General features: G+C 63.9%; 27 protein-coding genes and 1 riboswitch. Of the genes, 13 read left to right on the top strand and 14 right to left on the bottom strand.

The genetic code is table 11. From position 1 onward, the window contains the following. Positions 1–69: 69 nt before the first annotated feature. Positions 70–903 (bottom strand): pyruvate, water dikinase regulatory protein, encoded by an 834-nt coding sequence (locus tag KAY22_RS00005; protein ID WP_296618537.1) that lies wholly within the window; start codon positions 901–903, stop codon positions 70–72. A 324-nt stretch (positions 904–1,227) separates the two neighbouring features. On the opposite strand from KAY22_RS00005, the gene hemE reads away from it, so the two are divergent. From hemE to KAY22_RS00025, 4 genes are all read left to right on the top strand, one after another. Then, positions 1,228–2,262, top strand: coding sequence for a uroporphyrinogen decarboxylase (gene hemE / locus KAY22_RS00010; protein WP_296618539.1), 1,035 nt, complete (start codon positions 1,228–1,230; stop codon positions 2,260–2,262). Between the two features lie 11 nt (positions 2,263–2,273). Continuing rightward, complete coding sequence (locus KAY22_RS00015) at positions 2,274–2,720, top strand: CopD family protein (RefSeq protein WP_296618542.1); 447 nt, start codon at positions 2,274–2,276, stop codon at positions 2,718–2,720. 190 nt (positions 2,721–2,910) lie between these two features. Continuing rightward, a complete protein-coding gene (rho, locus tag KAY22_RS00020) occupies positions 2,911–4,167 on the top strand; it encodes a transcription termination factor Rho (RefSeq protein ID WP_165323420.1) in 1,257 nt (418 codons plus the stop codon). A gap of 134 nt (positions 4,168–4,301) precedes the next feature. Further along, positions 4,302–5,240, top strand: coding sequence for a cyclase family protein (locus KAY22_RS00025; protein WP_296618548.1), 939 nt, complete (start codon positions 4,302–4,304; stop codon positions 5,238–5,240). Positions 5,241–5,253: 13 nt separating this feature from the next. On the opposite strand, the gene KAY22_RS00030 is transcribed toward KAY22_RS00025, so the two are convergent. Together KAY22_RS00030 and KAY22_RS00035 are read right to left on the bottom strand one after the other, a co-directional pair. After that, the gene (locus KAY22_RS00030; RefSeq protein WP_296618551.1) at positions 5,254–5,763 is read right to left on the bottom strand and encodes a protein tyrosine phosphatase family protein; all 510 of its coding nucleotides are present in this window, start codon (positions 5,761–5,763) and stop codon (positions 5,254–5,256) included. 15 nt (positions 5,764–5,778) lie between these two features. After that, positions 5,779–5,859, bottom strand: a riboswitch (ZMP/ZTP riboswitch). A 49-nt stretch (positions 5,860–5,908) separates the two neighbouring features. Beyond that, entirely contained in the window at positions 5,909–6,595 is a 687-nt protein-coding gene (locus tag KAY22_RS00035; protein ID WP_296618553.1) for a YggS family pyridoxal phosphate-dependent enzyme, read from the bottom strand. A 22-nt stretch (positions 6,596–6,617) separates the two neighbouring features. On the opposite strand from KAY22_RS00035, the gene KAY22_RS00040 reads away from it, so the two are divergent. Beyond that, entirely contained in the window at positions 6,618–7,178 is a 561-nt protein-coding gene (locus KAY22_RS00040) for a thiamine phosphate synthase (RefSeq protein WP_296618556.1), read from the top strand. 9 nt (positions 7,179–7,187) lie between these two features. Here the strand turns inward: KAY22_RS00040 and KAY22_RS00045 are convergent, their stop codons facing one another. Continuing rightward, positions 7,188–7,925 carry a porin gene (locus KAY22_RS00045; protein ID WP_296618560.1) on the bottom strand — a complete coding sequence of 246 codons (738 nt, stop codon included), beginning with the start codon at positions 7,923–7,925 and terminating at the stop codon, positions 7,188–7,190. Positions 7,926–8,223: 298 nt separating this feature from the next. Between KAY22_RS00045 and KAY22_RS00050 the strand changes: the two genes are divergently transcribed. Genes KAY22_RS00050 through holA form a run of 4 tightly spaced genes read left to right on the top strand, consistent with a single transcriptional unit; the run spans position 8,224 to position 12,713 of the window. Beyond that, on the top strand, positions 8,224–8,667 hold the full coding sequence (locus KAY22_RS00050; RefSeq protein ID WP_296618562.1) for a DUF3576 domain-containing protein: 444 nt from the start codon (positions 8,224–8,226) through the stop codon (positions 8,665–8,667). A 19-nt stretch (positions 8,668–8,686) separates the two neighbouring features. Then, positions 8,687–11,194, top strand: coding sequence for a leucine--tRNA ligase (gene leuS / locus KAY22_RS00055; RefSeq protein WP_296618567.1), 2,508 nt, complete (start codon positions 8,687–8,689; stop codon positions 11,192–11,194). Beyond that, positions 11,191–11,697 (top strand): LPS assembly lipoprotein LptE, encoded by a 507-nt coding sequence (gene lptE, locus KAY22_RS00060; RefSeq protein WP_296618569.1) that lies wholly within the window; start codon positions 11,191–11,193, stop codon positions 11,695–11,697. Before leuS ends, lptE begins: the two co-directional genes overlap by 4 nt. After that, a complete protein-coding gene (gene holA, locus KAY22_RS00065; protein WP_296618572.1) occupies positions 11,694–12,713 on the top strand; it encodes a DNA polymerase III subunit delta in 1,020 nt (339 codons plus the stop codon). The genes lptE and holA overlap by 4 nt, the downstream gene beginning before the upstream one ends. 152 nt (positions 12,714–12,865) lie before the next feature. On the opposite strand, the gene KAY22_RS00070 is transcribed toward holA, so the two are convergent. The 6 genes from KAY22_RS00070 to KAY22_RS00095 are packed head-to-tail and all read right to left on the bottom strand — an operon-like array spanning position 12,866 to position 18,676. Continuing rightward, positions 12,866–13,768: a ParB/RepB/Spo0J family partition protein gene (locus KAY22_RS00070; RefSeq protein WP_296618575.1), complete on the bottom strand. Its 903-nt coding sequence runs from the start codon at positions 13,766–13,768 to the stop codon at positions 12,866–12,868. Beyond that, positions 13,765–14,544 carry an AAA family ATPase gene (locus tag KAY22_RS00075; protein WP_296618576.1) on the bottom strand — a complete coding sequence of 260 codons (780 nt, stop codon included), beginning with the start codon at positions 14,542–14,544 and terminating at the stop codon, positions 13,765–13,767. Before KAY22_RS00075 ends, KAY22_RS00070 begins: the two co-directional genes overlap by 4 nt. Then, entirely contained in the window at positions 14,541–15,203 is a 663-nt protein-coding gene (gene rsmG / locus KAY22_RS00080; protein ID WP_296618579.1) for a 16S rRNA (guanine(527)-N(7))-methyltransferase RsmG, read from the bottom strand. The genes KAY22_RS00075 and rsmG overlap by 4 nt, the downstream gene beginning before the upstream one ends. Continuing rightward, positions 15,200–17,074 (bottom strand): tRNA uridine-5-carboxymethylaminomethyl(34) synthesis enzyme MnmG, encoded by a 1,875-nt coding sequence (mnmG, locus tag KAY22_RS00085; RefSeq protein ID WP_296618582.1) that lies wholly within the window; start codon positions 17,072–17,074, stop codon positions 15,200–15,202. Before mnmG ends, rsmG begins: the two co-directional genes overlap by 4 nt. A 56-nt stretch (positions 17,075–17,130) precedes the next feature. Beyond that, a complete protein-coding gene (gene mnmE / locus KAY22_RS00090) occupies positions 17,131–18,444 on the bottom strand; it encodes a tRNA uridine-5-carboxymethylaminomethyl(34) synthesis GTPase MnmE (protein WP_296618584.1) in 1,314 nt (437 codons plus the stop codon). Next, positions 18,434–18,676: a DUF6489 family protein gene (locus KAY22_RS00095; protein WP_296618587.1), complete on the bottom strand. Its 243-nt coding sequence runs from the start codon at positions 18,674–18,676 to the stop codon at positions 18,434–18,436. The genes mnmE and KAY22_RS00095 overlap by 11 nt, the downstream gene beginning before the upstream one ends. Positions 18,677–18,740: 64 nt before the next feature. Between KAY22_RS00095 and KAY22_RS00100 the strand changes: the two genes are divergently transcribed. From KAY22_RS00100 to KAY22_RS00110, 3 genes are read left to right on the top strand one after another with little or no spacing between them, the layout of a single operon-like run. Beyond that, positions 18,741–19,220 carry a methylated-DNA--[protein]-cysteine S-methyltransferase gene (locus tag KAY22_RS00100; protein WP_296618590.1) on the top strand — a complete coding sequence of 160 codons (480 nt, stop codon included), beginning with the start codon at positions 18,741–18,743 and terminating at the stop codon, positions 19,218–19,220. After that, positions 19,217–19,915 carry a dienelactone hydrolase family protein gene (locus tag KAY22_RS00105; protein WP_296618593.1) on the top strand — a complete coding sequence of 233 codons (699 nt, stop codon included), beginning with the start codon at positions 19,217–19,219 and terminating at the stop codon, positions 19,913–19,915. Before KAY22_RS00100 ends, KAY22_RS00105 begins: the two co-directional genes overlap by 4 nt. A gap of 14 nt (positions 19,916–19,929) precedes the next feature. After that, positions 19,930–20,907 carry a quinone oxidoreductase gene (locus KAY22_RS00110; protein WP_296618595.1) on the top strand — a complete coding sequence of 326 codons (978 nt, stop codon included), beginning with the start codon at positions 19,930–19,932 and terminating at the stop codon, positions 20,905–20,907. 9 nt (positions 20,908–20,916) lie between these two features. Here the strand turns inward: KAY22_RS00110 and KAY22_RS00115 are convergent, their stop codons facing one another. From KAY22_RS00115 to KAY22_RS00130, 4 genes are all read right to left on the bottom strand, one after another. Continuing rightward, on the bottom strand, positions 20,917–21,867 hold the full coding sequence (locus KAY22_RS00115; RefSeq protein ID WP_296618598.1) for a hypothetical protein: 951 nt from the start codon (positions 21,865–21,867) through the stop codon (positions 20,917–20,919). A 21-nt stretch (positions 21,868–21,888) separates the two neighbouring features. Beyond that, entirely contained in the window at positions 21,889–22,362 is a 474-nt protein-coding gene (locus tag KAY22_RS00120) for a DUF2383 domain-containing protein (protein WP_296618601.1), read from the bottom strand. 145 nt (positions 22,363–22,507) lie between these two features. Beyond that, positions 22,508–23,572, bottom strand: coding sequence for a choice-of-anchor A family protein (locus KAY22_RS00125; RefSeq protein WP_296618603.1), 1,065 nt, complete (start codon positions 23,570–23,572; stop codon positions 22,508–22,510). Between the two features lie 288 nt (positions 23,573–23,860). Next, positions 23,861–24,511, bottom strand: coding sequence for a YjbE family putative metal transport protein (locus tag KAY22_RS00130; RefSeq protein ID WP_296618606.1), 651 nt, complete (start codon positions 24,509–24,511; stop codon positions 23,861–23,863). A 121-nt stretch (positions 24,512–24,632) separates the two neighbouring features. On the opposite strand from KAY22_RS00130, the gene KAY22_RS00135 reads away from it, so the two are divergent. Beyond that, entirely contained in the window at positions 24,633–25,793 is a 1,161-nt protein-coding gene (locus tag KAY22_RS00135) for a hypothetical protein (protein WP_296618609.1), read from the top strand. Positions 25,794–25,798: the final 5 nt, after the last annotated feature.

Genomic DNA, 25,798 nt, shown 5'->3' on the forward strand with positions numbered 1-25,798 from the left:
CGCCGGCCGCAGACAGCATGGCGCGACGCGAGGTCGACTGGGAGGCGAGGATCAGACGGGGCGGGGCCATCAGGCGTCCTTGACCTGATCGCGCTTGGCTGCCCGATCATTGGCAAGGTTGATGATCGCGGCGGCGGTTTCCTCGATCGATCGCCGGGTGACGTCGATCACGGGCCATCCCTGATCGGAGAATATGCGCCGTGCGAAGGCCAGTTCGGCGACGACCTTCTCATGGTCGACATAGGCCGTCTCGGGCGACTGGTTGAGCGACAGCAGCCGGTTGCGGCGAATCTGGATGAGTCTATCGGGGCTGGTGGTCAGCCCAACGATCAGCGGATGGACAAGCGAATAGAGCGAGGGCGGCGGCGGGGATTCGACGACCAGCGGGACGTTAGCCACCTTGTAGCCGCGATTGGCGAGGTAGATCGAGGTCGGGGTCTTCGACGAACGCGATACGCCGGTCAGGATGATATCGGCTTCTTCCCAGTCTTCAGGGATCAGGCCGTCGTCATGCGCGATCGTGTACTGGATCGCCTCGACCCGCGCGAAATAGGCGGCGTCGAGCATGTGCTGGCGTCCGGGCCGGGCGAGCGCTTCCTGCCCCAGCAGCTGCGAGAGCGCCTCGATCACCGGGTCGAGCGCCGACACACTCGGCAGACCAAGGGCATGGCAGCGCGATTCCAGCCGCTTGCGGATGTCGTTGTTGACCAGGGTGAAGATCACCAGTCCCGGCCGCTGCGCGATTTCGAGCAGGATCCGATCGAGATGCCCCTGACTGCGCACCATCGGCCAGAAATGCTTGATCGTCTCGACTCCCTCGAACTGGGCGAGCCCCGCCTTGGCGATGTTCTCGAGCGTCTCGCCGGTCGAATCCGACAGAAGATGGAGATGGAGGCGGATCATGATCCGCGCCGCCGGGAAGCGAAGCGGAAAGGATCGGGGACGAGTCTGTGGAAAAGCATGAGGATCGGGCTAGCGGAAGGCTGGGGACGCTTTCAAGCGCTGCGTTCATCCCCGCTGACCGGGCGATCGTCCCTTGATTCATCCACAGCATCCGCAATCCCGGTGGTCCCTGTGGATAACGGGCATGGCGCGAATGACTCGCGGACTCGGCGCGAGTCCCTGTGAGTCAAGCTGTTGGCAATTGCAGCGGTTGTGAATAAACCCCGGATCACACGCCCCTACAACAGCTTCAATTTCTCTTTAAAAGAATCAGAAAGTAATAAGATGGCCGCCCAGCCTGCCGAAACGCGCCCCCTGCTCTCCGTGCTGCGCGGCGAACGTCGTGACCCGCCGCCGGTCTGGCTGATGCGGCAAGCGGGACGCTATCTGCCCGAATATCGCGAACTGCGTGCGACGAAGGGCGGATTTCTGGCACTCGCCTACGACAGCGACGCGGCAGCCGAGATCACGCTGCAGCCGATCCGCCGCTTCGGATTCGACGGCGCGATCCTCTTTTCCGACATTCTCGTGATTCCCCATGCCCTGGGACAGGATCTGCGCTTCGAGGCCGGCGAAGGACCGCGGCTGTCGCCGACGCTGCTGGACACGACGCTGGACGCGCTGACCGAGGCCCCGGAACGTCTGCTGCCGATCTATGGCACGATCGAGCGCGTGCGCAGGCAACTGCCCGCCGAGACGACCTTTCTCGGTTTCGCGGGCAGCCCATGGACGGTCGCGACCTATATGGTTGCCGGCCAGGGCAGCAAGGAGCAGGCCGAGGCACGGCGTTTCGCCTATCGCGATCCGTTGGCCTTTGCCGCGATCATCGACAGGCTCGTCGAGGCAACGACCGACTATCTGTCGCGCCAGATCGAAGCCGGCGTGGATGCCGTGCAGTTGTTCGACAGCTGGTCCGGGAGTCTCGCACCACGCGAATTCGAACGCTGGGTGGTCGCGCCGACCACCGAGATCATCCGCCGGCTGCACGCTCGTCATCCCGGCACGCCGATCATCGGCTTTCCCAAGGGTGCCGGCGGAAAGCTTCCGGCCTATGCTCGCGAAACCGGTGTCGATGCGGTTGGACTCGACGAGACGGTCGATCCTGTCTGGGCCAATCAGGTCCTGCCGGAAGGCCTGCCGGTACAGGGCAATCTCGATCCGCTCCTGCTCATTGCCGGCGGCGAAACGCTCGATGTTGCGGTGGATGCCATAAGGGCAGCTTTCCCCGATCGCCCACATGTGTTCAATCTCGGCCACGGTATCCAGCTCGACACGCCGATCCCCCATGTCGAACGGCTGCTGGCACGGATCAGGGGTTAAGGGACGCGACCATGCTGCTCGGTTTTCTCGGCAATGCTTATCTCTGGGTCAAATCCGCCCATCTGATCTTTGTGATTTTCTGGATGGCGGGGCTTTTCATGCTCCCGCGCTTCTTCATCTACCATCATGCCGCGACTCCCGGCTCGGCGGAGGATAGGGCGTGGATCGATCGTGAGCGGCGGCTGCGGTCGATCATCCTCAATCCGGCGATGATCCTGGTCTGGCTGTTCGGGCTGATGCTTGCCTTCGACCAGGGCCTGTGGGGTACCGCCTGGTTCCATGCGAAGTTCGCGACGGTAATCCTGCTGTCGGGATTCCACGGCTGGGCTATCGGCTATGGCAAGAAGATGGCGGCCGGCCATCGGGCGCCTTCCGACAAGGCGCTTCGCCTCATGAACGAGATTCCGGGCATAGCCACGGCGATCATCGTCATCCTGGTGATCGTCCGTCCCTTCTGAATCGGAAGAACAGAGGCTCTGTTCCCGCTGGTCGGGCGCTTGACTTGGCGCGCGGCCGCGCTTAGGTCCGCCTGTAGAACAGCACCGCCGTCCGAGCGGAAAGCCTTTCTCCTGTCCAGAGCCGAAGCGGCCCTCTCCATCGCCGCCGCCGATTCTCCCATTCTACGCCCAAAGACTCAGGATTCCGTCGATGCACCTGAAGGACCTCAAGAAGAAGAGCCCCGCCGATCTCGTCACCATGGCGGAAGAGCTGGGCGTCGAGGGCGCATCGACGATGCGCAAACAGGACCTGATGTTCGGCATCCTCAAGGTCGAGGCCGAGAATGGCGAGCAGATCATGGGTGAGGGCACGATCGAGGTGCTGCCCGACGGCTTTGGCTTTCTCCGCAGCCCGGAAGCCAATTATCTCGCCGGGCCCGATGACATCTATGTCTCGCCGAACCAGGTGCGCAAATTCGGTCTGCGCACCGGCGACACGGTCGAGGGCGAGATCCGCGCGCCGAAGGATGGCGAGCGCTATTTTGCGCTGACCCGGCTGATCTCGATCAACTTCGACGATCCCGACGTCGTCCGCCATCGCGTCAATTTCGACAATCTGACGCCGCTCTATCCCGAGCAGAAGCTGACCCTCGACACGCTGGACCCGACGGTCAAGGACAAGTCGTCGCGGGTGATCGACATCATCGCGCCGCAGGGCAAGGGCCAGCGCGCACTGATCGTCGCGCCGCCGCGTGTCGGCAAGACGGTGCTACTCCAGAACATCGCCAAGGCGATCACCGACAATCACCCCGAGGTGTTCCTGATCGTCCTGCTGATCGACGAGCGCCCCGAGGAAGTCACCGACATGCAGCGCTCGGTGAAGGGCGAGGTCATCTCCTCGACCTTCGACGAGCCGGCGCAGCGCCACGTCCAGGTCGCCGAGATGGTGATCGAGAAGGCGAAGCGCCTGGTCGAGCACAAGAAGGACGTCGTGATCCTGCTCGACTCGATCACCCGTCTCGGACGCGCCTACAACACCGTCGTGCCGTCGTCTGGCAAGGTGCTGACCGGCGGTGTCGACGCCAACGCATTGCAGCGTCCGAAGCGCTTCTTCGGCGCCGCGCGCAACATCGAGGAAGGCGGTTCGCTCTCGATCATCGCCACCGCGCTGATCGACACCGGCAGCCGCATGGACGAGGTGATCTTCGAAGAGTTCAAGGGCACCGGCAACTCCGAGATCGTCCTCGACCGCAAGGTCGCCGACAAGCGCATCTTCCCGGCGATGGACGTCGGCAAGTCGGGCACCCGCAAGGAAGAGCTGCTCGTCGACAAGGGCAAGCTGTCCAAGATGTGGGTCCTGCGTCGCATCCTGATGCAGATGGGCACGATCGACGCGATGGAGTTCCTTCTCGACAAGATGAAGGATTCGAAGACCAACGAGGATTTCTTCGACTCGATGAACTCCTGAGCGACGGGTCGCCCGGCCGACCCTCCGCCGTCTTTTCATCGCCAGAGATCGATCGCGCTTGCCTCCAGCACGGCAGAGCGTGAAGATCGCTGTCGGAGTCCCGTCGAACGGGACCGGGGAGAGGAGAGCAAGGCATGGCAACCGAGGCCTGGGACAGACTGGCCGAACGGCTTCGGAACTGGGGCCGGTGGGGCCCTGAGGACGAGCGCGGCACGCTCAACCATATCGGTCCCGAAGCGCTGCGCCGCGGCGCGGGCGCGGTTCGCCAGGGCAAACTGTTCGCGCTCGGTCTCAACTATGACTCGAATGGCCCGCAGATCGGAACATTCCGGTCCAACCCCGTGAAATATGTCACCGACCTGTTCACGCCGCTCGCAGAGGGCAGCGACGTCCAATATTGCGACGACGTCATTCATATGTGCCTGCAGGCCTCGACCCAGTGGGACGCCTTTGCGCACATGCATTATGGCGGGCAGCTCTATAACGGTCTCGACGCGCGCAGCCATGTCGATGCACGGCATGGCGCGCATCGCTGCGGGATCGAGCATCTGGCCCTGCCCGGCATCAGCTCGCGCGGCGTGCTGCTCGACATTGCCAGGCTGAAGGGCATGGAGATGCTCCCGCGCACCTATGTCATCACCCCCGATGACATGAACGCGGCCTGCGAAACGGCAGGGGTCCGCATCGAAAAGGGCGATATCATCCTCGTGCGCACGGGCATGATCCGGCTGTTCACCGACACGGGCGACGCCCATGCCTTCCATGGTGCGCAGGCCGGTCTCGGCGCCGATGTCGTCGAATGGCTGCACGACCATGATGTCGCTGCGGTTGCCGCCGACAATATGGCGGTCGAGGCGCTGGGGATCGAGCCCGATCCGCGCTATGATGTCCCCCTGCCCGTCCATATGCTGGCATTGCGCGACATGGGCATGCCGCTGGGTGAGATCTTCAATCTCGAGGCGCTGGCGGCGGATTGCGCGGCCGACAAGCAATATGATTTCCTGCTGTCCGCGCCCCCTCTGCCCGTAACCGGCGGGTTCGGCTCCCCGGTCAATCCGCAGGCGATCAAATAAGGGCTGTCAGGGTTCAGTCGCCCGGAGGGCTATAGTCCAAGCCCGCATAGCTGTGCGGAAGCGCTTCGTCTTCAGGCCGGCGGATAAAGGCTGCCCAGACACCACCGGGACGCCAGATGCTTTCAAGGCGGCGCGCAGCTGCGGCTTCATCCATGCCTGACTCGAGTGCCCGCCGGTAGAAGAAGGCCGATACCCTGGCATTGAGGATGCAATGGACATGGATGGTGCGGCCTTCCAGCCTGTCGATCAGCCGGTTGAAGTTCCGGAAGTCGTCGTCCGTCGGAGCGGCGAAATCGACCGAGATATGGTGATAGCGCATGTTCAGGGCAGCGACGCTGGTGGCTTCGTCTTCCAGTGCATCCTCATGGCTGTGCAGGGCGAGATTGACGATATCGTCGATCCCCAGTGCTGCGAGGAGTACAAGCTGTTCTTCGGTGGGCTGGCCGGACGTTGTCAGGCGCTCGTCGAGCCGCCGCCAGGCGCGGATCGAAACCGGGTCGTTGCTGTCGACTATTGTTACCATGGGCATCACTCCTTTCGATGATGCTCAGGCGAGCGGCGGACTCAGCCCGCGCTTCCCGATGGTGATCCATCCTCGTCGCCAGTCACGCGGTCGACAGACTATGTCAGACCGGTTTTTGCATGGCTAGGTGACAAAGACAAAAAGCTCAGCCGCGTTCGCCGAACAGGGCCGTGCCGATCCGGACATGGGTCGCGCCGAGCATGATCGCGGTCTCGAAATCCGACGACATGCCCATGCTGAGCCCGGTCAGGCCATGCCGCGCAGCCAGCTTCGCCAGCAGCGCGAAATAGGGTGCGGGTTCGACGTCGAGCGGGGGAACCGCCATAAGTCCCACGACGGGAAGGCCGGCGTCGCGCGCCCGGGCGAGGGTTGCGGGCAGATCGGCGATGGCGCAACCGCCCTTCTGATCTTCCTCACCGATATTGACCTGGACGAAGCAGTCTGGCCGCCGACCCTGCCGGTCCATTGCCTTGGCCAGCGCGTCGATCAGCGAAGGGCGGTCGACCGAATGGATCGCATCGAACAGGGCGACGGCCTGCTCGGCCTTGTTCGACTGCAGCTGCCCGATCAGGTGAAGCTTGAGTCCGTCTGTCCCGCGCAGTTCGGGCCATTTCTCTTCGGCCTCCTGCACCCGGTTCTCGCCGAAGCACCGGTGGCCGGTGGCTATCAGAGGGTTGATGGCCGTCGCGGGCTTGGTCTTCGACACGGCGATCAACTCGATGTCGCTGGCCTTCCGGTCGGCCAGCGCGGCGGCATGGGCGATCCGGGACAGGATCGCGTCGACGCGCTGCTGAGCGGGGAGGATCGCGGCGGTGGTGGTGCTATCGGGCATGGGCTTCGCTATAGAAGCGCCGATGACGCCCCGCCAGCCCGAGCTGCCGCATCTGTGGTTGATGACCGACGAACGGCTCGGTGACGGGCTGGTCGAGGCGATCGATCGGCTTCCGCGCGGTTCCGGAGTGATCTTCCGACATTACAGCCTGCCGGTTGCCGAGCGGCGGGCGCTGTTCGAAGCCGTCCGCCGGCGAATCCGACGACGGGGGCTGGTCCTGTTGCTGGCCGGAGACGAGCGCATGGCCCGGCGTTGGGGGGCGGATGGAGCCCATCACCGACAGCCTCATGCCCCGCGCTTCGGGACCGCTCCCGTCCATGATCGGCGCGAGATCCGGGCTGCCGAGCGCTCGGGCGCCGCTGCGCTCCTGCTTTCGCCGCTCTATGCGACCCGTTCCCATCCCGGTGCGTCGGCTCTTGGCCGGATGCGCTTTGCCGCATTGCTGCGCGCGACGCGGCTGCCGGTGATTGCCCTTGGCGGCATGACGGCACAACGCGGCCGCCAAGCGCGCTTGCTTGGTGCAAGGGGTTGGGCGGCGATCGATGCTTGGGGCGGATCGTCAGGCGGCAAAAAGCGCGGCTGACGCCGGCAATCAGAAGCGGAAGGCGGTTCCGACGTAGACCGACTGGCTGTCGCGACGCTGGTCGCTGGTCAGGTCGGTGTGGTCACGCTGGCTCTTGTAGCGAACGCCACCTGAAAGCTCGAGATTCTTGGTGAGCGAGAAGGAGCCGCCCAGATCGACCGAGAGCGCTTCCTCCGGTCCGCCGAGATTGGTTGCTCCGGTTGCCTTTTCGGTACCGAACAGCAGGCGGGTGCTCCACTTGGAGCGCGAATAGCTGACCCCGATGTCCGCCATCTGGCGGGTATCGGGAATGGTGCCGCCGTCGATGCGCGCGAAATCGCCCGACAGGGTGAAATGCTTCCAGCCCACCGACGCACCGAGACTGTAGGCCGTAGGTGCCAAGCCCATGTTGAGCGCGGTGGTGTTCGGAATGGTGATCGTCGACCCGGCGAGCGTGGTGTTGCTCGAGGTGCCCGGCTTGGACGAGCGGGCGCGAATGGCGACCGTCACCGCGCGCTTGCCATTGCCGCCCGAGGGGGTGAAGCGGAAGCTGGGTTCGGAGAAGCTGCCGCCGACGCGGTCGAACAAGGCGGCCTGACGGGGATCCGACGCGGCCGGTGTGAAGAAGCCGATACCACGGGCTTTCTTGCGGTCGACCTTGACCTTCGGAGTAGCGGGAGTCTTGGCGGCTTCGACGGGCACAGACAGGACTAGCGACGCGAGAAGCGCCGTGCCCATCATCCTTGCCGTGACCCCCTTGACCATCATCCTGCCAAACCCGGACTTATCTCTATGTCAGACGGTTAGCACCCGATCGGAGTCGATGCCAGCCGGCTGCGGCGAAAGTCCGTCCCTGTTGCACAGACTCCACAGCCGCCGAACGCCTGTAGAGGCATATCTGTTTCAGATCGATGAATCTTACCGTGCGTTGGGAGCAACGAGCGGTTCGCGCCGGCTGGCATCTCGCCGGAACGCCTTGTTCGGCGGGCAAAGACATGTTGCCCGGTGGGGGCATGTGTCTATAACGGCGCGCAACGCCTTTTCGAGCCCCAAGGACTTGCCTGACATGATCCGTCGCCCCTGCCGTACCGCGATCGCCCTTGCCCTCGTCGCCTCGCTGGCGGCCTGTGGAGGTGGACGCAACAAGGCGCAGCTCGCATCCGACGTCGCGGCAGCCAAAACCACCACGATCGGCATCAACACCTATTTGTGGAAGGCGTCGCTCGAGGCGCTCAGCTTCATGCCGCTGCTGCAGGCGGATTCCAACGGCGGCGTGATCGTCACCGACTGGTATGTGAACCCGAACCAGCCCGCCGAGCGGATGAAGGTGACCGTGACGATCCTCGACGCCGATCTGCGCGCCGATGCCGTCCGCGTTGCGCCGCAGCGTCAGGTGCTGTCGAACGGCAATTGGGTCGACACGTCGGTCCAGGCTGCAACCGCGCAGAAGCTGGAAGACATCATCCTGACCAAGGCCCGAGACCTGCGCCGCGCGACCATCGCCGGCTGAAGAAGAAGCGAAAGATCAAGTGAACGCGCGTTTCAACCATTTGAAGGCCGACGCGCACTGGCAGCGCGTCTGGGAAGACCGGCAGACCTTTCAGGCCCGCGACGACAGCGAGCGGCCGAAGAGCTATGTCCTCGAGATGTTCCCCTATCCGTCGGGGCGCATCCACATGGGCCATGTGCGCAACTACACCATGGGCGACGTGCTCGCCCGCTTCCGTCGGATGAAGGGCTATGAAGTGCTCCATCCGATGGGATGGGACGCCTTCGGCATGCCGGCCGAAAATGCCGCAATGGAGAAGAAGGTCCATCCGGGTGACTGGACCCGCGCCAATATCGCGGCGATGCGGGAGCAGCTGAAGCGGATCGGCTTCGCGCTCGACTGGAGCCGCGAACTCGCGACCTGCGAGCCTGATTATTATGGGCAGGAACAGGCGCTGTTCCTCGACCTGTTTGCTTCCGGCCTCGTCTATCGCAAGGAATCGGCGGTCAACTGGGATCCGGTCGACATGACCGTGCTCGCCAATGAGCAGGTGATCGACGGTCGCGGCTGGCGCTCGGGCGCCCTTGTCGAGCGGCGCAAGCTCAGCCAGTGGTTTCTCAAGATCACCGACTTCGCCGATGAGTTGCTCGACGGACTGAAGACGCTCGACCAGTGGCCCGAAAAGGTCCGGACGATGCAGGAGAACTGGATCGGCAAGTCGCAGGGGATGCGCTTCCGCTTCACGCTCGATCGCCCGGTCGGCGATATCGACGGCTTCGAGGTTTTCACGACCCGGCCCGATACGCTGTTCGGCGCGAGCTTCGCGGCGGTCGCCCCCGATCATCCGATCGCGCAGGCTCTGGCGGCGGACGATGAGGCGCTGCAGGCGTTCATCGCCGACTGCAAGCGCACCGGCACTGCGGCCGCCGAGATCGAGACGGCAGAGAAGAAGGGCTATGACACCGGCCTGACCGTGGCGCACCCGCTCGATCCGACGTGGAAGCTGCCGGTGTTCGTCGCGAATTTCGTGCTGATGGAATATGGCACGGGGGCGATCTACGCCTGTCCGGCGCACGACCAGCGCGACCTGGACTTTGCCCGCAAATATGCGCTGCCGGTCAAGCGCGTCGTGGCACCGACGCCCGAGGAAGCCGATGCGCCGATCGGCAACGAGGCCTATGTGGGCCCCGGCCGCATCGTCAATTCCGACTTCCTCGACGGCCTGTCGGTGGAAGAGGCCAAGGCCGCCGTGATCGCACGGGGCGAGAGCGAAGGCTGGGGTCAGGGCACCACCGTGTGGCGCCTGCGCGACTGGGGCGTTTCCCGGCAGCGTTACTGGGGCACGCCCATCCCCATCATCCATTGCGAGAATTGCGGCCCGGTTCCGGTCCCGCGCGAACAGCTGCCGGTGGTTCTGCCCGAGGATGTCAGTTTCGACATTCCCGGCAATCCGCTCGATCGCCATCCGACCTGGAAGCATGTCGATTGCCCGTCCTGCGGCAAGCCGGCGCGGCGTGAGACCGACACGCTCGACACCTTCGTCGATTCCAGCTGGTACTTCATCCGCTTCGCCAGCGCACCGGGCGACAAGCCGTTCGACCGCACGGTGGCCGAGCAATGGCTGCCGGTCGGTCAGTATATCGGCGGGGTCGAGCATGCGATCCTGCATCTGCTCTATGCCCGCTTCTGGACGCGCGCGCTCGAGCGGATCGGCAAGATCTCGGTCAAGGAGCCCTTCACCGGTCTCTTCACCCAAGGGATGGTCACCCACGAGACCTACAAGAGCCCGGACGGCCAGTGGCTGAGCCCGGAAGAGGTTTCCAACGGGGTGGTCGTCGCCACGGGCGAGCCGGCGACGGTCGGACGCATCGAGAAGATGTCCAAGTCCAAGAAGAACGTCGTCGATCCTGGCCCCATCGTCGAACAATATGGCGCCGACGCCGTCCGCTGGTTCATGCTGTCGGACAGCCCGCCCGAGCGCGATCTCGAATGGACCGAGAGCGGGATCGAAGGTTGCTGGCGCTTCGTCAACCGTCTGTGGCGGATGACCGACGTTGCGGAAGCCGCGCAGGGCGAGGACAAGGACCTCGACCGCAAGTTGCACCGTGCGATCGCCGGCATCGCAACCGATATCGAGGCGCTGGGCTTCAACCGCGCCGTCGCCAAGGTCCACGAACTCGCCAATGCGATCGAGAAGGCACCGCCTTCGGCGAGCCGCGCCGCAGCGGCGCGGACCCTCGTCCGCCTGATCGCGCCGATGGTGCCGCACCTCGCCGAGGAAGCGTGGGCGCGCATGGGCGAAGAAGGCCTAGTCGCCGATGCGGCCTGGCCCGACCACGATCCCGCGCTGCTCGTCGACGATGAGGTCACCATTGCGGTGCAGGTCAACGGCAAGCTGCGCGACACGCTGACGGCGCCAAAGGGCATGCCGAAGGACGAATTGCAAAATCTGGCGCTCCAGTCGGAGAAGATCGTGAAACTTCTCGAGGGCGCAGCGCCCAAGAAGGTGATCGTGGTTCCCGACCGTCTCGTGAACATCGTCGCATGAGGCCCCTCGCCCGCCTGGCGCTTCCGCTCGCGCTGGTCGCCGGCCTTTCCGCCTGCAGCCTGCGGCCGCTCTACGTCGATGGCGGCGCCGGCAGCGTTGCCAGCGCCCTCTCCTCGGTCGAGGTGTCGGCGATCGGCGGCCAGAGCGGCTGGCTGGTCCGCAACGCGCTCAACGATCGCATGCACCGGCAGGGCGAGTCCGCTGCGCGCTATAAGCTCGAAGTCGAACTTGACGACGACATCACCGGTTTCGGTACCCGGCTCGACAATACGATCAGCCGCGAGCGTCGTACTCTGCGCGCGCGCTACCGGCTGATCGATGCCGCCACCGGCTCGGTGCTGCTCGATCAAACGGCTGCGGCCGATGCCGGCATCGACGTGACCCAGTCGGATTATGCGACGCTGGCGGCCGAACAGACCGCGCTCGAACGCATGGCAGATCGGCTGGCAGACCAGATTGTGGCGCGCGTCGCCACCTATGCCGGCCGCAGCACGAACCGGTGAAAGCCGACGCCGGACAGATCGCGCGGGCCCTCGACAAGGGAGACCCGTCCGTCCGGCTGTTCCTGCTTTACGGGCCCGATGAATCGGGTTCGCGAGCGCTCGCGGCGCGGCTCGACAAGGCGATGGGGGGCGATGCCGAGCGGATCGACCTGACCGGCAGTCAGATCAAGGATGACCCGGCGCGGCTTGCCGACGAGGCGGCCTCGATCTCTCTGTTCGGCGGCGCGCGCCACATCCGCGTCGACCCGGCCGGCGACGAGATCATCGACGCGGTCGAGGCGCTGCTCGAGGCGACGTCTGCCGGCAATCCGGTGGTGGTCGTGGCGGGGAACCTCCGCAAGGACGCCAAGCTGGTCAAGGCGGCCCTCGCCTCTCCGCTGGCGCTCGCCTTCGCCTCCTATCTGCCGGAGGGCCGGCAGGCGGACCAGGTGGCGGTTGAGATGGCTCGCGAGCTGGGCCTGCGGCTCGATCCGCGCACGGCTCAGTCGCTGGTGGCGGCGACCAATGCGGACCGGGGTCTGATCCTGCGCGAAGTCGAGAAGATTGCGCTCTATCTCGACGCCACCCCCGAGAGCCCGAAGGAACTGGACGCCGAAACGCTCGCAGCGATCGGTGCCGAGAATGACGAAAGCGACGTGGCGGCTATTGTCGATGCCGTCATGGGCGGACGCCCCGATGTCGCAGCAGCCGAGCTCGCCCTGATCGGACCAACCGAGGCGATCGGAGTGGTGCGGGCCGTTCTCCGGAAACTGGCCATGATCACTCCGCTCCGTGCCGAAGTCGCTCAGGGCCGGACGATCGAAGCGGTCATGGCAAGCAGCGGCAAGGCGATCTTCTGGAAGGAACAGAAGAGCGTGGCCGGGCTTCTTCAGCGCTGGTCGCCGGAACGGATTGCTGCGGCCACTGAGCGTCTGGCGGGCTTGGAGCGCGCTTTTAAGCGTTCGGGCTCGGCGGGCATGGTGCTTGTGACCGAGGAGTTGCTGACGATCTCACGGGCCGCTGCTGCGCGTCGGTAGTTACGCCCTGGATTCAGCGACTTGCGTTGACTCTCAATTATTCCGCAAAACGTTCTTCGCAAATTCTCTTAAAGAGAATTTCGCAACTTCGCAGATTGTCGCAAGTTTTGCAGATCGTGCGAACAGGCCGTTGTGACGCGGTCTGAGCTTGTTCAGATTGGTTCTCCGCTCAACCGCTGGCAGACGAGGTCGAGCTGGTCGAGGGTCGAATAGCCGATCGACACTTTTCCGCCCTTCTCCGTATGTTCGATCTGAACCTTGAGACCCAATATGTCGCCGATCTGGCGTTCGAGCGCCTGAATGTCGGCGTCGACGACCGGCGGCGCAGCGGGAATAGCGGCCGCGCGGCCATCGGCTTTCCCTGCCGGCCGCGCTTTCTTCGCCAGCGCTTCGGTGTCGCGGACCGACAGGTCCTGGCTCACCACCTGCTCGGCCAGCGCTTCGGCATCGGGCGAGGTGATCAGCGCGCGGGCATGACCCATGCTCAGACGTCCGTCCGCCAGGAGGGACCGGACGCTTTGCGGCAGGTCGAGCAGCCGCAACAGATTGGCGACGTGGCTGCGCGACTTGCCGACCAGCTTGCCCAGCGCTTCCTGGGTGTGGCCGAAGTCGGTCACAAGCCGCTGATAGGCCTCGGCTTCCTCGATCGCGTTGAGGTCCTGCCGCTGTACATTTTCGACGATGGCGAGTTCCAGCGTCTCGCTATCCGAAAGCTCACGGACAATCGCCGGGACCTCGTGGATCCGGGCCCGCTGCGCCGCCCGCCAGCGGCGCTCGCCGGCGATGATCTGATAACCGCCGCTCGACGGGTGTGGACGCACCACAATCGGCTGCAACAGCCCACGCTCGGCGAGCGAGCTGGCGAGATCGGCCAGCGCCTCTTCGTCGAAATGTCTGCGCGGCTGATCGGGATTGGGCGTGATTGCGGCGACTGGAAGCATCTGTATGCCGGCAGGGCGTGGTGCGCCGGGAGCCAGAGGCTGTTCCGACGCTACTTCGCCGAGCAGAGCGGACAGGCCGCGCCCCAAACCGCGGCGGGGAGCGTCGGCGCTCATGCTGCCTGTGCCTTCTGAGTCAGTCGGGTGATGCATTCACGGGCGAGCGAGATATAGGCCTCCGATCCAGGGCAGCGATGATCGTAGATGAGGGCAGGCACGCCGTGGCTGGGTGCTTCCGAAAGGCGCACGTTGCGAGGTATGACCGTCTCGAAGACGACCTCTCCCAACACGCTGCGCACATCGGCTGCGACCTGTTCGGACAGCCGGTTGCGGCGGTCGTACATCGTCAGGGCCACGCCGAGGATGGAGAGCTGAGGATTGAAACGCGCCCGCACGCGCTCGATCGTCTGGAGCAACTGGCTCAAGCCTTCCAGCGCAAAGAACTCGCATTGCAGCGGGACGAGCATCATGTTCGCGGCCACCAGCGCGTTGACCGTCAGCAAGCCGAGCGACGGGGGGCAATCGATCAGGCAGACGTCCCAGCGATTCTCTTCCTGAGCCAATGCATCATGAAGACGATGGGTGCGCTTCTCGACCTCGATCAGCTCGATCTCGGCACCGCTCAGGTCGACCGTCGCAGGGACGATGTCGAGACGCGGGATCTGCGTCGGCACGACCGCTTCGGCTAGGGTACAGTCACGACGGAGCAGTTCGTAACTGCTGCTGCCGCGAGCGCCGCGATCAATTCCCAGACCGGTCGATGCGTTGCCCTGCGGATCGAAGTCGACCAACAACACACGCCATCCCGTGGCAGCAAGCGCGGTCGCGAGATTGATCGCCGTGGTGGTCTTTCCCACCCCGCCCTTCTGGTTCGCTATGGCGATCCGGATCATCTACGTCCCTTTGATCGAGGCTTGGACTTCGGTGCGTTCCGGATAGGCGAGACTTTGGATGCGACGATGATCGAGGCTTCCGGGTCTGTGCTGCTCGGAACGATGTTGAAATCACCCTGCCATGTTCCTGTGACGGCTTCCAGTTCCGAAGCAGCACTGCGTCCTTTCGGCAGCAACCAGACCGTGTCCGGCCGGGCAAAAGGCTGCGCTAGAGGCAACAGGCGATCGAGCGGCGCGAAGGCGCGGGCACTGATCACGTCATGAGGGGATGGTTCGAGCGTCTCCAGGCGTGCACCGGCTACGCGGACCCGATCGGCAATTCCAAGCTGTTCGGCCATGAAGCTCAGAAAGTCGATCCGCTTCCTGCGCGATTCGACGAGCGTCACTTGCATCGTGTCGCGCAGCAGCGCGATGACCATGCCGGGAAAGCCGGCCCCGGAACCGAGATCGATCCATCGCGTCGCACGTTCGGGTGCCAACGGAAGCAGCTGGGTCGAGTCGAGGATATGTCGCACCCAGATATGATCGACGGTCGATGCCGCGATCAGATTCTGCCGGCTCATCTCATCCGTGACGAGGACGATCAGCTGATGGAGCTTTTCGACTGTTTCACGTGGAACAGTGGTGGCGATCGCCTCGCGGGCTTCGTCCTCCGTCACGCGGCCAGCTTCCTTGCATAGACCATGATCGCAGCAAGCGCTGCAGGCGTGATGCCCCGTATGCGCCCCGCAGCGGCGAGATCATCAGGACGGGCGGCATTGAGCCGTTCGATCATTTCGTTCGAAAGACCGGCAATGTGGGCATAGCTGTCAATATTGACCAGAGATAGCGCCTGATCCCGCTTCAGCCGGGCAATCTCCTCATCCTGCCGTTCGAGATAGGGCGCGTAGCGGCAGTCCTCGATGAGCTCGGCACGAACCGATGGAGCGATCTCCCCCCAGCGCGGAATCACCGCCAGAACATGGTCGTCACCGACATCCGGGTAACGCAGCCACTCTGCCATGGTCCGCTTGCTATGGTCGGGTGCAACGGTAGCGCCAGCTTCGATCAGCTGATGCGCTGTGGCGACCGAGACATCCAGCTGGATTCGACCGGTCATACGCTCCGCTTCGCGCTCCGCGAACCAAGCCCTGCGTCCGGGTCCGATCACACCCAGCGTCTCGGCCCAGCCCGTCAACCGGGTTGCGGCGTTATCGGCGCGGAGTCGGAGGCGATACTCAGCGCGGGCGGTCAGCATCCGATAAGGTTCGGACACACCCTGCAGGGTGAGGTCGTCGACCATCACGCCGATATAGCTGGAGGCGCGGTCGAAAAGGACGGTCGTCGAACCGGCAGCAAAGGCCGCAGCGTTCATCCCCGCCACGAGACCTTGTGCGGCGGCTTCTTCATAGCCGGTCGTGCCGTTGATCTGCCCGGCGCAGAAAAGGCCCGGCATGGCGCGCAACGCCAGCCCCTGGGTCAGGCTGCGGGGATCGATATAGTCATATTCCACGGCATAGCCTGGCTGGACGATCTCGACCCGCTCCAGCCCTTCGACCGTACGGAGCATCGCAAGCTGGACGTCTTCCGGCAGCGATGTCGACACGCCATTGGGGTAGATCAGCGCATCGCCGAGCCCTTCGGGTTCGAGGAAGATCTGGTGCCCGTCGCGATCGCCGAAGCGGTGAACCTTGTCCTCGATGGATGGACAGTAGCGCGGACCGGTCCCCTCGATGACTCCGGAGAAGAGCGGCGACCGGTCGAGGCTGTTGCGGATGATGTCATGGGTTCGCTGGTTGGTGCGCGTGATTGCGCAGGCAAGTTGGGGTACGGAGCGAGCGCCATGAAGCGAAGAGAAGGTCCAATGGCCATCGTCCGATGGCTGGCGATCGAGCCCGGCCCAGTCGATCGTGCGACCGTCGAGCCGGGGAGGCGTACCGGTCTTCAGCCGTCCCAAAGGGAGATCCAAGGACCGTAGCTGATCGGCGAGGCCCAAGGCTGCGCCTTCGCCGACTCTCCCGCCGGCGCAATTGGTCATGCCGAAATGCAGCTTTGCGTTGAGGAAGGTTCCCGTGGCGAGAACGACGGAACGCGCATAAAGCTGCCTTCCGTCGGCCAACCGCACCCCGCATGTTTCACGTGGAACATTGCTCAGGATGAGCGACTCGACCGATCCTTCGACGATCTGCAACGAGCGCAGCTCAGCCAGCAGTTCATGCACCGCAATGCGAAAAAGCTGCCGGTCCGCCTGGATGCGCGGCCCCTGCACGGCCGACCCCTTGCTGCTGTTGAGCATTCGGTAATGGATGGCGGAGCGGTCGGCTGCACGGGCTATAATGCCGTCGCAGGCGTCGACCTCGCGAACCAGATGCCCCTTGCCGAGGCCGCCGATCGCCGGATTGCACGACATGGCGCCGATCATATCCCGGCGCATGCTCACCAACGCAACCGATGCACCCATGCGCGCAGCTGCAGCCGCAGCCTCGCATCCAGCATGTCCGCCGCCGACGACGATGACGTCGAACCGGTCGATTTGATCCGCTCTAAGCATGCCGCCGCGCTATCGCAGCGCTGCTATCAAGTCAAAAGCGTTCCACGTGGAACAGCCTATTTGCCTATGCAGAAACGTCCGAAAAGCGCGTCGAGCATGTCCTCGGTTCCGGCCCGACCGGTGACCCGATTGATCGCAGTCCGCGCCATGCGCAGCGCCTCGGCGACTAGGAGCGGATCAGTCTCCGCCTTCGCGAGCTTCAGCATAGCCGACAGATGTTCGATACCGTCCCTCTGCCGCCGGGAAAGCGCGACCTCATCCTCACGCGGCAGCAGAGCGATCGCCTTGGTCACCAGCAGCTCGGTCAGTTGGTGCATGCCCTGCCCTGTGTGGGCGGACAGGGTAAGGTCCGCCTTATCCGCTTCCTTAAACTCTGCCTCGTCCGACCGGGCAGCAATCCTTACCGACCCCGCGGGGGCCTCGCCAGCTTCGCCAAGCCAGAGCAGGATATCCGCACTTTCGATCGCTTGCCGGGCGCGCGCAATGCCGATCGCCTCGACAGCGTCGGCTGCGGCTTCGTGGAGGCCCGCCGTGTCGGTCAGGAGAAAGGCTATGCCCCCTATCGATACCGGCACTTCAACCAGGTCGCGCGTCGTTCCGGCGATCGGCGTCACGATCGCTGCCTCGCGTCCTGCAAGTGCATTGAGCAACGTGGACTTGCCGGCATTGGGCGGCCCGGCGAGAACGACCCGGATACCGTCGCGGAGGCGCTCGACCGGAGGGCGATCGCACCACCCTGAGACATCTCTCGATAAACGTTGGAGCTCGGCCGTGAAGGCCTCGCCAAGGTCGGGCACGTCCGCCTCATCCTCGAAATCGAGGACCGCTTCGACTCGCGCGGATAGAAGGAGAATCTGCTGGAGCCAGTCGGCGAGTTTGCGACTTAGCGCCCCGTCAGCCAGCGCGAGCGCATTACGGCGCTGGGTTTCGGTCTCGGCCGTCAGCAGGTCGCCGAGCGCTTCGGCTTCCGTCAGATCGATACGCCCATTGGCGAAGGCGCGGCGGGTGAACTCGCCGGCTTCCGCCGCGCGTAGTCCCGATAGTTCGCCGAGCGAACGTAGCACGGCGGCCACAACCGCCCTGCCCCCGTGGACGTGAAACTCGGCCATATCTTCCCCGGTGGCGCTGGCGGGCCCGGGAAGCCAGAGCAGCAGTGCCTGGTCGAGCGCACGTTGGTCGATCGGGTCGACAATAGTGCGGAGCGAGGCGCGCCTCGACGCAGGCCTTGGTCTTCCGCCGAGCAGCGCGTCCATCGCTTCTCCCGCCCGGGGACCGCTGACACGGATCACCGCGACGCCTGCCGGTGGCGATCCGCTCGACAGGGCAAAGATGGTCGCGGCGTCTGCGGCGCTGTGCGGGCTATTTTCCACCGCTGCCGGTGCGACCGATCTGGTCGAACATCGAACGCCACATGTTCATCCCCGCTTCGCCCATCGGCATCCAGTTGCGCATCATCTGATCGACCGCGTCGGGTGTAATGCCCTCCTCGATCATCTTCTTCATCTTCTCGATATAGACGTCATGAACCACCGAGAGGTCCGGAAGGCCCATGAAACGGCGCGCTTCCTCCGGCGTGCAATCGACGTCGACGGTGATCTTCATGCGCGGCTCCAAGGGTCATTGAAACGTCGATATCCATGGCTAGAGTCTCCGCAGGCGCATGTCCATGACCATCCTCTCCGCCCTTTTGGCTTCTCCGCTCGGACCGATTCTGATCGAGGGTGACGAGCGCTGTCTGCACCGCATCATCATCGGTGGCGAACGGGGCGGTCCGGAGATCGAGAGGGTTGATCCCGCCTCGCCAACCGGCCGCGCAGCGATGCAGCTTAGGGCTTATTTCGACGGCGCTTGCGAGATGTTCGATCTTCCCCTTGCACCCGCCGCAACACACCGGGGGGAAGCCTTGCGGCAGGCGATCATTGCCATCCCATGCGGTGCGTCGCTCAGCTATGGCGAGGTGGCACGGCTCGCCGCGTCGAGCCCCCGGGCCATCGGCCAGGCTTGTGCCCGCAACCCTTTTCCAATCGTCGTTCCCTGCCATCGAGTGCTAGGGAATGGCGGCGCGATCGGCCAGTATTCGGCCGGACATGGCGTAGCCACCAAGCTGTGGCTGCTCGAGCATGAGAGACGAGGAGGACTGCTGTGAAAAGCTACACCGAGATCAAGACCCTGACCGGGGACGAGGAGTTTCTCGCTTATACCTCGCAGCCGACATCGGAGCCGAAGGCAGCGATCATCGTCATCCAGGAGATTTTCGGTGTCAATGAAGGCATCCGCATCAAATGCGATGCCTGGGCAAAGCTCGGCTATCTCGCCATCGCGCCCGATCTGTTCTGGCGGATCCGTCCGGGCATCGAGCTTGATGCCGATGTCGAGCCCGAACTGCAGGAGGCCTTCGGCCTGTTCGGCAAATTCGATCAGGAGGCTGGCATCCGTGATATCGAAGCCACCATCCGCGAAGCGCGCCGCATGGTTGGCGGCCGGAAGGTCGGCGCAGTGGGTTATTGCCTGGGTGGCCGCCTCGCCTTCATGACCGCCGCGCGCACCGACATCGATGCGAGCGTCGGCTATTATGGCGTCGGGATCGATGGGTTGCTCGGTGAGGCGCATGCCATCGCCCATCCGCACGCCCAGCATATCGCCGGGAACGACGGCTTCGTCCCAAAGGATGCGCAGGCGCGGATGCATGCCGGACTCGACGATCATCCGAAGGTCACGCTGTGGGACTATGAAGGGGTCGACCACGGTTTTGCGGCGACGATGGGCAATCGCCGGGTCGAGGACGCCGCCCAACTGGCCGATAGCCGGACCGAGGCTTTCTTCGCCGACCATCTCGCCTGAAAGTTCAATCCCCGATGTCCGATTTCCGCCTCGTCGCCCCCGCCTTCGGCGGGCCCGAAGTCATCGAAGCCGTGGCGCTTGAACCCACTGCCGTGCCCCCCGGCAAGGTCCGGGTCCGCCACAATGCGGTAGGGGTAAACTTCATCGACACCTACCATCGCACGGGGCTGTATCCACAGCCCCTGCCCGCAGGACTCGGTGTCGAGGCTGCGGGTGTGGTCGAGGCGGTGGGCGAAGGCGTCAGCCGCTGGCAGCCTGGCGACCGGGTGGGCTATGCTATCGCCGCGCCCGGCAGCTATGCGAGCTGGCAGGATGTCGATGCAGCCCGGCTCCTCGCTTTGCCCGACACGATCGACGACGAGACCGCCGCCGCTATCCTGCTCAAGGGGCTGACGGTCGAAATTCTCGTCAATGGCTGCGCTCATGTTCAGCCCGGCCAGAGTGCGCTGGTCCTGGCGGCGGCCGGCGGCGTCGGTCGTATGCTCGTCCAGTGGCTAAGCGCTATCGGGGTGCGGGTCATCGCCCATGCAGGGTCGGCGGAGAAGGCCGCCATTGCCAGTGCGCTTGGTGCAAGCACCTCGATAGATTGCCCATTCGAGGATCTTGCCGCCACTGTGCGGGCAGCGAATAGCGGCAAGGGCGTGGACGTGGTGTTCGACGGCGTCGGCGCCGACAGTTGGACCGCATCGCTCGATTCGCTTCGGCCGCGCGGGCTGATGGTGAGCTTCGGAAATGCGTCGGGGCCAGTCGCGCCGTTCACGCCGCTGGAACTCGCCAAGCGCGGCTCGCTCAGTGTCGTCCGGCCGCGCCTCTACGACTATATCGCCGAGCGGTCCGAACTGGAGGCTTCCGCCGCTGCGCTGTTCGCCATGGTCGGCGACGGCCGGGTGAAGGTCGAGATCGGGCTGCGGATGCCGCTCGCGGAGGCTGCGAATGCGCACCGGGCACTCGAAGGGCGTGCGACCACGGGTTCAGTCATCCTCACTGCCTGACCGGGTGCGCTATTGAGAACGCCCCGCTCCGCCGAAAATGGGGTCTGTGGCGAATGGGGATTGTGGCCGCATCGGGGGAAGCTGGGGTGTGACGAGCAGGGTGATGTCGGGACGTTCCTCCACGACCCCCTGGATCATTGTCATCAATTGTGGGGTAAAATAGCGGCCATAATTGAAGCACTCGGCGGGCATGTACCGCGATACCGGCTTGGGCTGATCGCAGAGATAGCCAAGGTGAATGCCGATCGCAGCGCCGAGCCGCTCATCATAATACATGCCTCCCGACGACCCCGACTCGGCATTGGCGGACGTGGCGAACAGCGCTGAATCGTCACTGATCGAAGGACCATTCGCATCGAGCAGATCGATGCGGAGCTGGGCTCGCGGGAAGCGGTCGATCAATCCCCGACTGTCATGGAGAATCTGCGATTCGCGTACGTCCGCGCGAAACGCCAGCAGGCTTATCGTCTTGCGCGCCTGAAAGCGGGTCTGGCGCAAAGTCGGAAGGACGGCGCCCTCCGCGGGGCGGTTGAGCCGCAAAAGCGCAAAGTCGAAGCTGCTGTCGAAGCGATGACGAGTGTCGGCCCAGGGAGACAGGACATAATCGATCGTGAAGATGTCCCGGACCGTTTCGTCACGGTTGAACAGAACGAAGATGCATTCCTTGATGGGCAACAGGAGCGGGGTCTGGCGGAAGGGCGGCGCCGGCACCTTGTAAAAGGCATGGGCGACGGTGATGGCCGTCTGGTTGTTACCGACGAGCCAGGCGGTGGCGATATGCGTGATGCCGGGAATCGCCGGGTCGATGCACTCGAGGCGTCCGACCGAGTCGAACGCATCACGCGGACCGGTACGACCGGCAAGACTATGCTCGTTTGGATCGACAGTGAAGATGATCGCCTGACCTGCCGAACTGGTCAGGATGAGAAATGCTACCGCCCATCCGATCGCACGCAGCACCCATGCCCCCATGGCTCTGCGTTACGGGTGCCCTGGCGAGGGGTGCTGGCCCCTTTCGATGCGCTTGCGCAAGGCTGCGAGTTCGCCGATCGACGATTGCACGTTGCGGTAGAGGGTGGCGATGATGTCTTCGATGTCCGGCGGCAGCGTTCCTGCGTCGCGATGAGCCTTGCGGATATGGTCGGCGAGAAATCTTTCTCCTCGCAGTAGTTCATCGACGGCTGACTGCTCTCCGTTCAGCAGGGCCGCTTTCAGATCGAGGAAAAGCCGGTGTGCGCTGCCCAGCAATGTACCGTGCAACTCGGCATGACCGCCATGAGCCTCGATTGCCCGACGCAGAGCCGTTGCGAGCCGCTGCCTTTCCAGGGCGTGCATCTCGCAATAGCTGTACCAGCCGAAGCCGTGGGTGTGAGACGCGATGTGCTCATAGCCCGCGACGCTGTCCATCACGGTTTCCACGAGAGCAGCGATAGACGCGTGAACCCGCTGAGACATAACGGAACGTCCTCCGACGACGTTTGTCCAACAACGGTCGCATCAAATCAATTCAGGACAATTCCTGTTAACTATGCGGATTGCACGTAAAAAGGGCCCGGCAGACAGCGGGCCCTTACATCATGTTCGAGGCGGCCTCTGCGGTTCATGCCGCTTGCGGGAGCATGCCCCGCCCGCGCCGGGCGCGCATGGCCGCTCCGATCAGACCAAATCCCAGGATCAGCATCGCCCAGGTCGACGGCTCCGGTGCAACCACCGGGTTGCTCGTGCTGGACAGGCTGGACAGATCGCCCTGGAAATAATTGTTGTGAATCTCACCATTGGCATTCTGGCGGACGTTATTGCCGATCACCGTGCCATCGATATTGCCGCTGTTGCCGCCGGTAATATCGGCGAAGACGCCGAGGATCGAGCCGCTGAACTGCCGGCCGATATCGACCGTGGTCGCCTCATAGAAGTTGAACAGCACGCGGTTGTCGCCGGTGAAGCGATTGAAGTTGCGATTGAAGTCGATGTCGGTTCCGGCGACGTTGATCACCAGCGTGGCATTGGTCGGCAGGGTGATCTGCAGCTGCTGGTTCGAATTGCCTTCGAACATGGCCTCCGACCAGTTGAGCACGTTGAGGCCACTGTTGGCGACGGTGATCATCTGGTTGTTGCTGTCGCCTCCGACCGTCACGCCCGCCGTATTGGCGAGGGTTGCGAGATTCTGGCTGAGGCTGGTCAACGAGGCTTTGATATCGTTGGTCTGCGCGTTGATCGTGCTCGCGAAATTGGCGCCGCCATATTGGAAGCTGGTGTTGTTCGCGAAGGCGCTGTTGGATCCGCCATAGGTCACGACATTGTTGCCGTTGTTATTGAAATTGCCGCTGACCGACCCACCGACGGCGATTCCGCCACCCGCGTTGACGCTGCCGGCCATCTGCGCGCTGCCGCCGACGGTCAACGCGGGCGTGCCATATTGGCTCGCGGGAATATTGTTGTTCTGGATCGTGAAATTGCTGCCCGCCGTGAAGCTTCCGCCGACATAGACCCGGCCATCGACATGGTTGTACGACTGGAAATTGTTGAACGAGACGACGTTCCATTCCTTCATCGCAGCGATGCCCGTCGAGATCGACTGCCCGACCAGCGCAGCCTGCGCCGCTCCTGCGGACAGGATAGCCAGAGCTCCGGCAATGACCATGGGAAGCTTGAGGAACGGACGCATTACGATACTCCACGGCGTCGGTTGCGAGGCAGGGCCCCATCCATGCGTCCAGCCGATAGCCGATCCAGCGGAGGATTTCCAGTAACAAATACGGTGACCGGCTCAATTCCATGGTGTTGCAGTTGTAAAAAACTCCGACACTTATTGCTGGAAAACAATTCACGAAGTAAAAATCCAGAAGTTCTCGAATAAAGAAGGCAAAATAACGTAAACTATTGCAACGGTGAGGGCCAAAAAAAAGCCCCCGCACCGGAATGCGAGGGCCGTTATGCGGTCAGGGTGCCCCGCTCAGGCGAGCAGCGGCGCGACTTGATGCCAGCCCTCCCAAATCATCTTGATCGCGACATAGACGATCACGAGCAAGCCGACATAGGCGATCCAGCGATAGCGCTCGATATATTTCGCGATCACGTTGGCGGCGATGCCCATCAGCGCGACCGACAGCAACAGGCCAATCACGAGGATACCAGGATGCTCACGTGCAGCGCCAGCGACGGCCAGAACATTGTCGAGGCTCATCGACACGTCCGCCACTGCGACCGCCCAGGCAGCGCCGAGGAAGGTCTTGGATTGCGGGATGCCGTCATGTTCGGTCGGATCCTCGCCGGCCGCCATTCCCGAATGGCGGATTTCGCGGAACATGCGCCAGGCCACCCACAGTAGCAGGAGCCCGCCCGCGAAGACCAGCCCGACGATGCTCATCAACATGCTGACCGACACGGCGAAGACGATCCGCAGTACCAGCGCCGCGATGATACCGATCAGGATCACCTTCCGTCGCTGGTCCGGTGGCAGGCCGGCTGCGAGCGCGCCGACGACGATCGCATTGTCGCCGGCGAGCATGATGTCGATCATCAGCACCTGCAGGAAGGCCGACAGGGCCGCCGGGCTGGTGATGTTCGCGAAATCCGCGACGATATGGTTCCAGAGTTCGAGCATGTGACCTCAGTAGCCGAAACGCCATTTCTGTCGAGACTGTTCCGGGCGCGTCTTGCATAGTGTCGGCTTGCGGGCCATGGCGCGCGACACTTCTCCTTCCGGGACTTGGATGCCGTCGAACATGGTGGCTCAGCGCGATCGCCCTTTCCGCATATGTTTCCTGTTCAATGCCCAGCGTCACCAGATGCTGCACGGCCTGTCGACCGCCGCCCTGCTCGGGCGGCGGGACGACATGGACGTCACCATCTTGTCCCCGTCCACCGGGCATATCGATTATGCCGGTTGGCTCGTCGAGCGCTTGGGCGGCAGTTCGATCCACTATGAGCGCCTCCAGTCATCCTTGCTCGAATCGGCGCGGCGGCTGACCGGCTCGTCGGTTCCGCCGAAGATCCTGACGCTGGTGGTTCTTGCCCATCGCCTCCGACATTTCGATGCGATTGCCCTGCCCGAACGAACCTCGATCGTCCTGAAGCGCATGGGCGTGCGGCATCCGCGCTTCATCCACCTCGATCACGGCGCCGGGGATCGGGCCGCGGGCTTCGATCCGCGCATCCGGCTGTTCGATTTCGTCCTGATGGCAGGTGCCAAGCATCGCCGGCGGATGCTGCGCGAGGGGCTGATCCGTGAAGGCGCGCATGCGGTGGTCGGCTATCCGAAATTCGAGGCGGCAGACGCCGCGCGCGATCCCGCCTGGACGCCCTTCCCCGGCGACCATCGTCCGGTCGTCCTCTACAATCCCCATTTCTCCGAACTGGGGTCCTGGGAGCGGATGGGCGCAAGGCTCATCGCCGCCTTCGCGGCGCAGGATCGCTACAATCTGATCGTGGCCCCGCATGTCCGCCTGCTCGACGGTCAGCGTGCACGGGCGCGGTGGCAGCCGTTGTTCGACGGCTATCGCGGCCATCCACGCATATATGTCGACCCCGGCAGCGACCGTTCGATCGACATGAGCTATACGAGTCTTGCCGACCTGTACGTCGGCGACGTCAGCAGCCAGGTCTATGAATATCTGCGCGAGCGGAGGCCGTGCCTGTTCCTCGATGCCCATGGCGTCGACTGGCGCGAGGACGAGAATTACGGGCATTGGCATTTCGGCCCGGTCGTCGGCGCGGCCGCGGACCTCATGGCTGCGGTCGACCAGGCCTTCGCGTCGCACGGCGCCTATCGCGACATTCAGGATCGGGCCTATGAGGAAACCTTCGACGCGCGGGGCGAAAGCGGATCACAGCGCGCCGCCGACGCCATAGCAGCCTATCTCCACAGCCTGCCCACGGCTGGCTGAGGCCC

This window comes from Rhizorhabdus sp. (assembly GCF_018006725.1).
In the GTDB taxonomy this organism is placed as follows: Bacteria; Pseudomonadota; Alphaproteobacteria; order Sphingomonadales; family Sphingomonadaceae; genus Rhizorhabdus.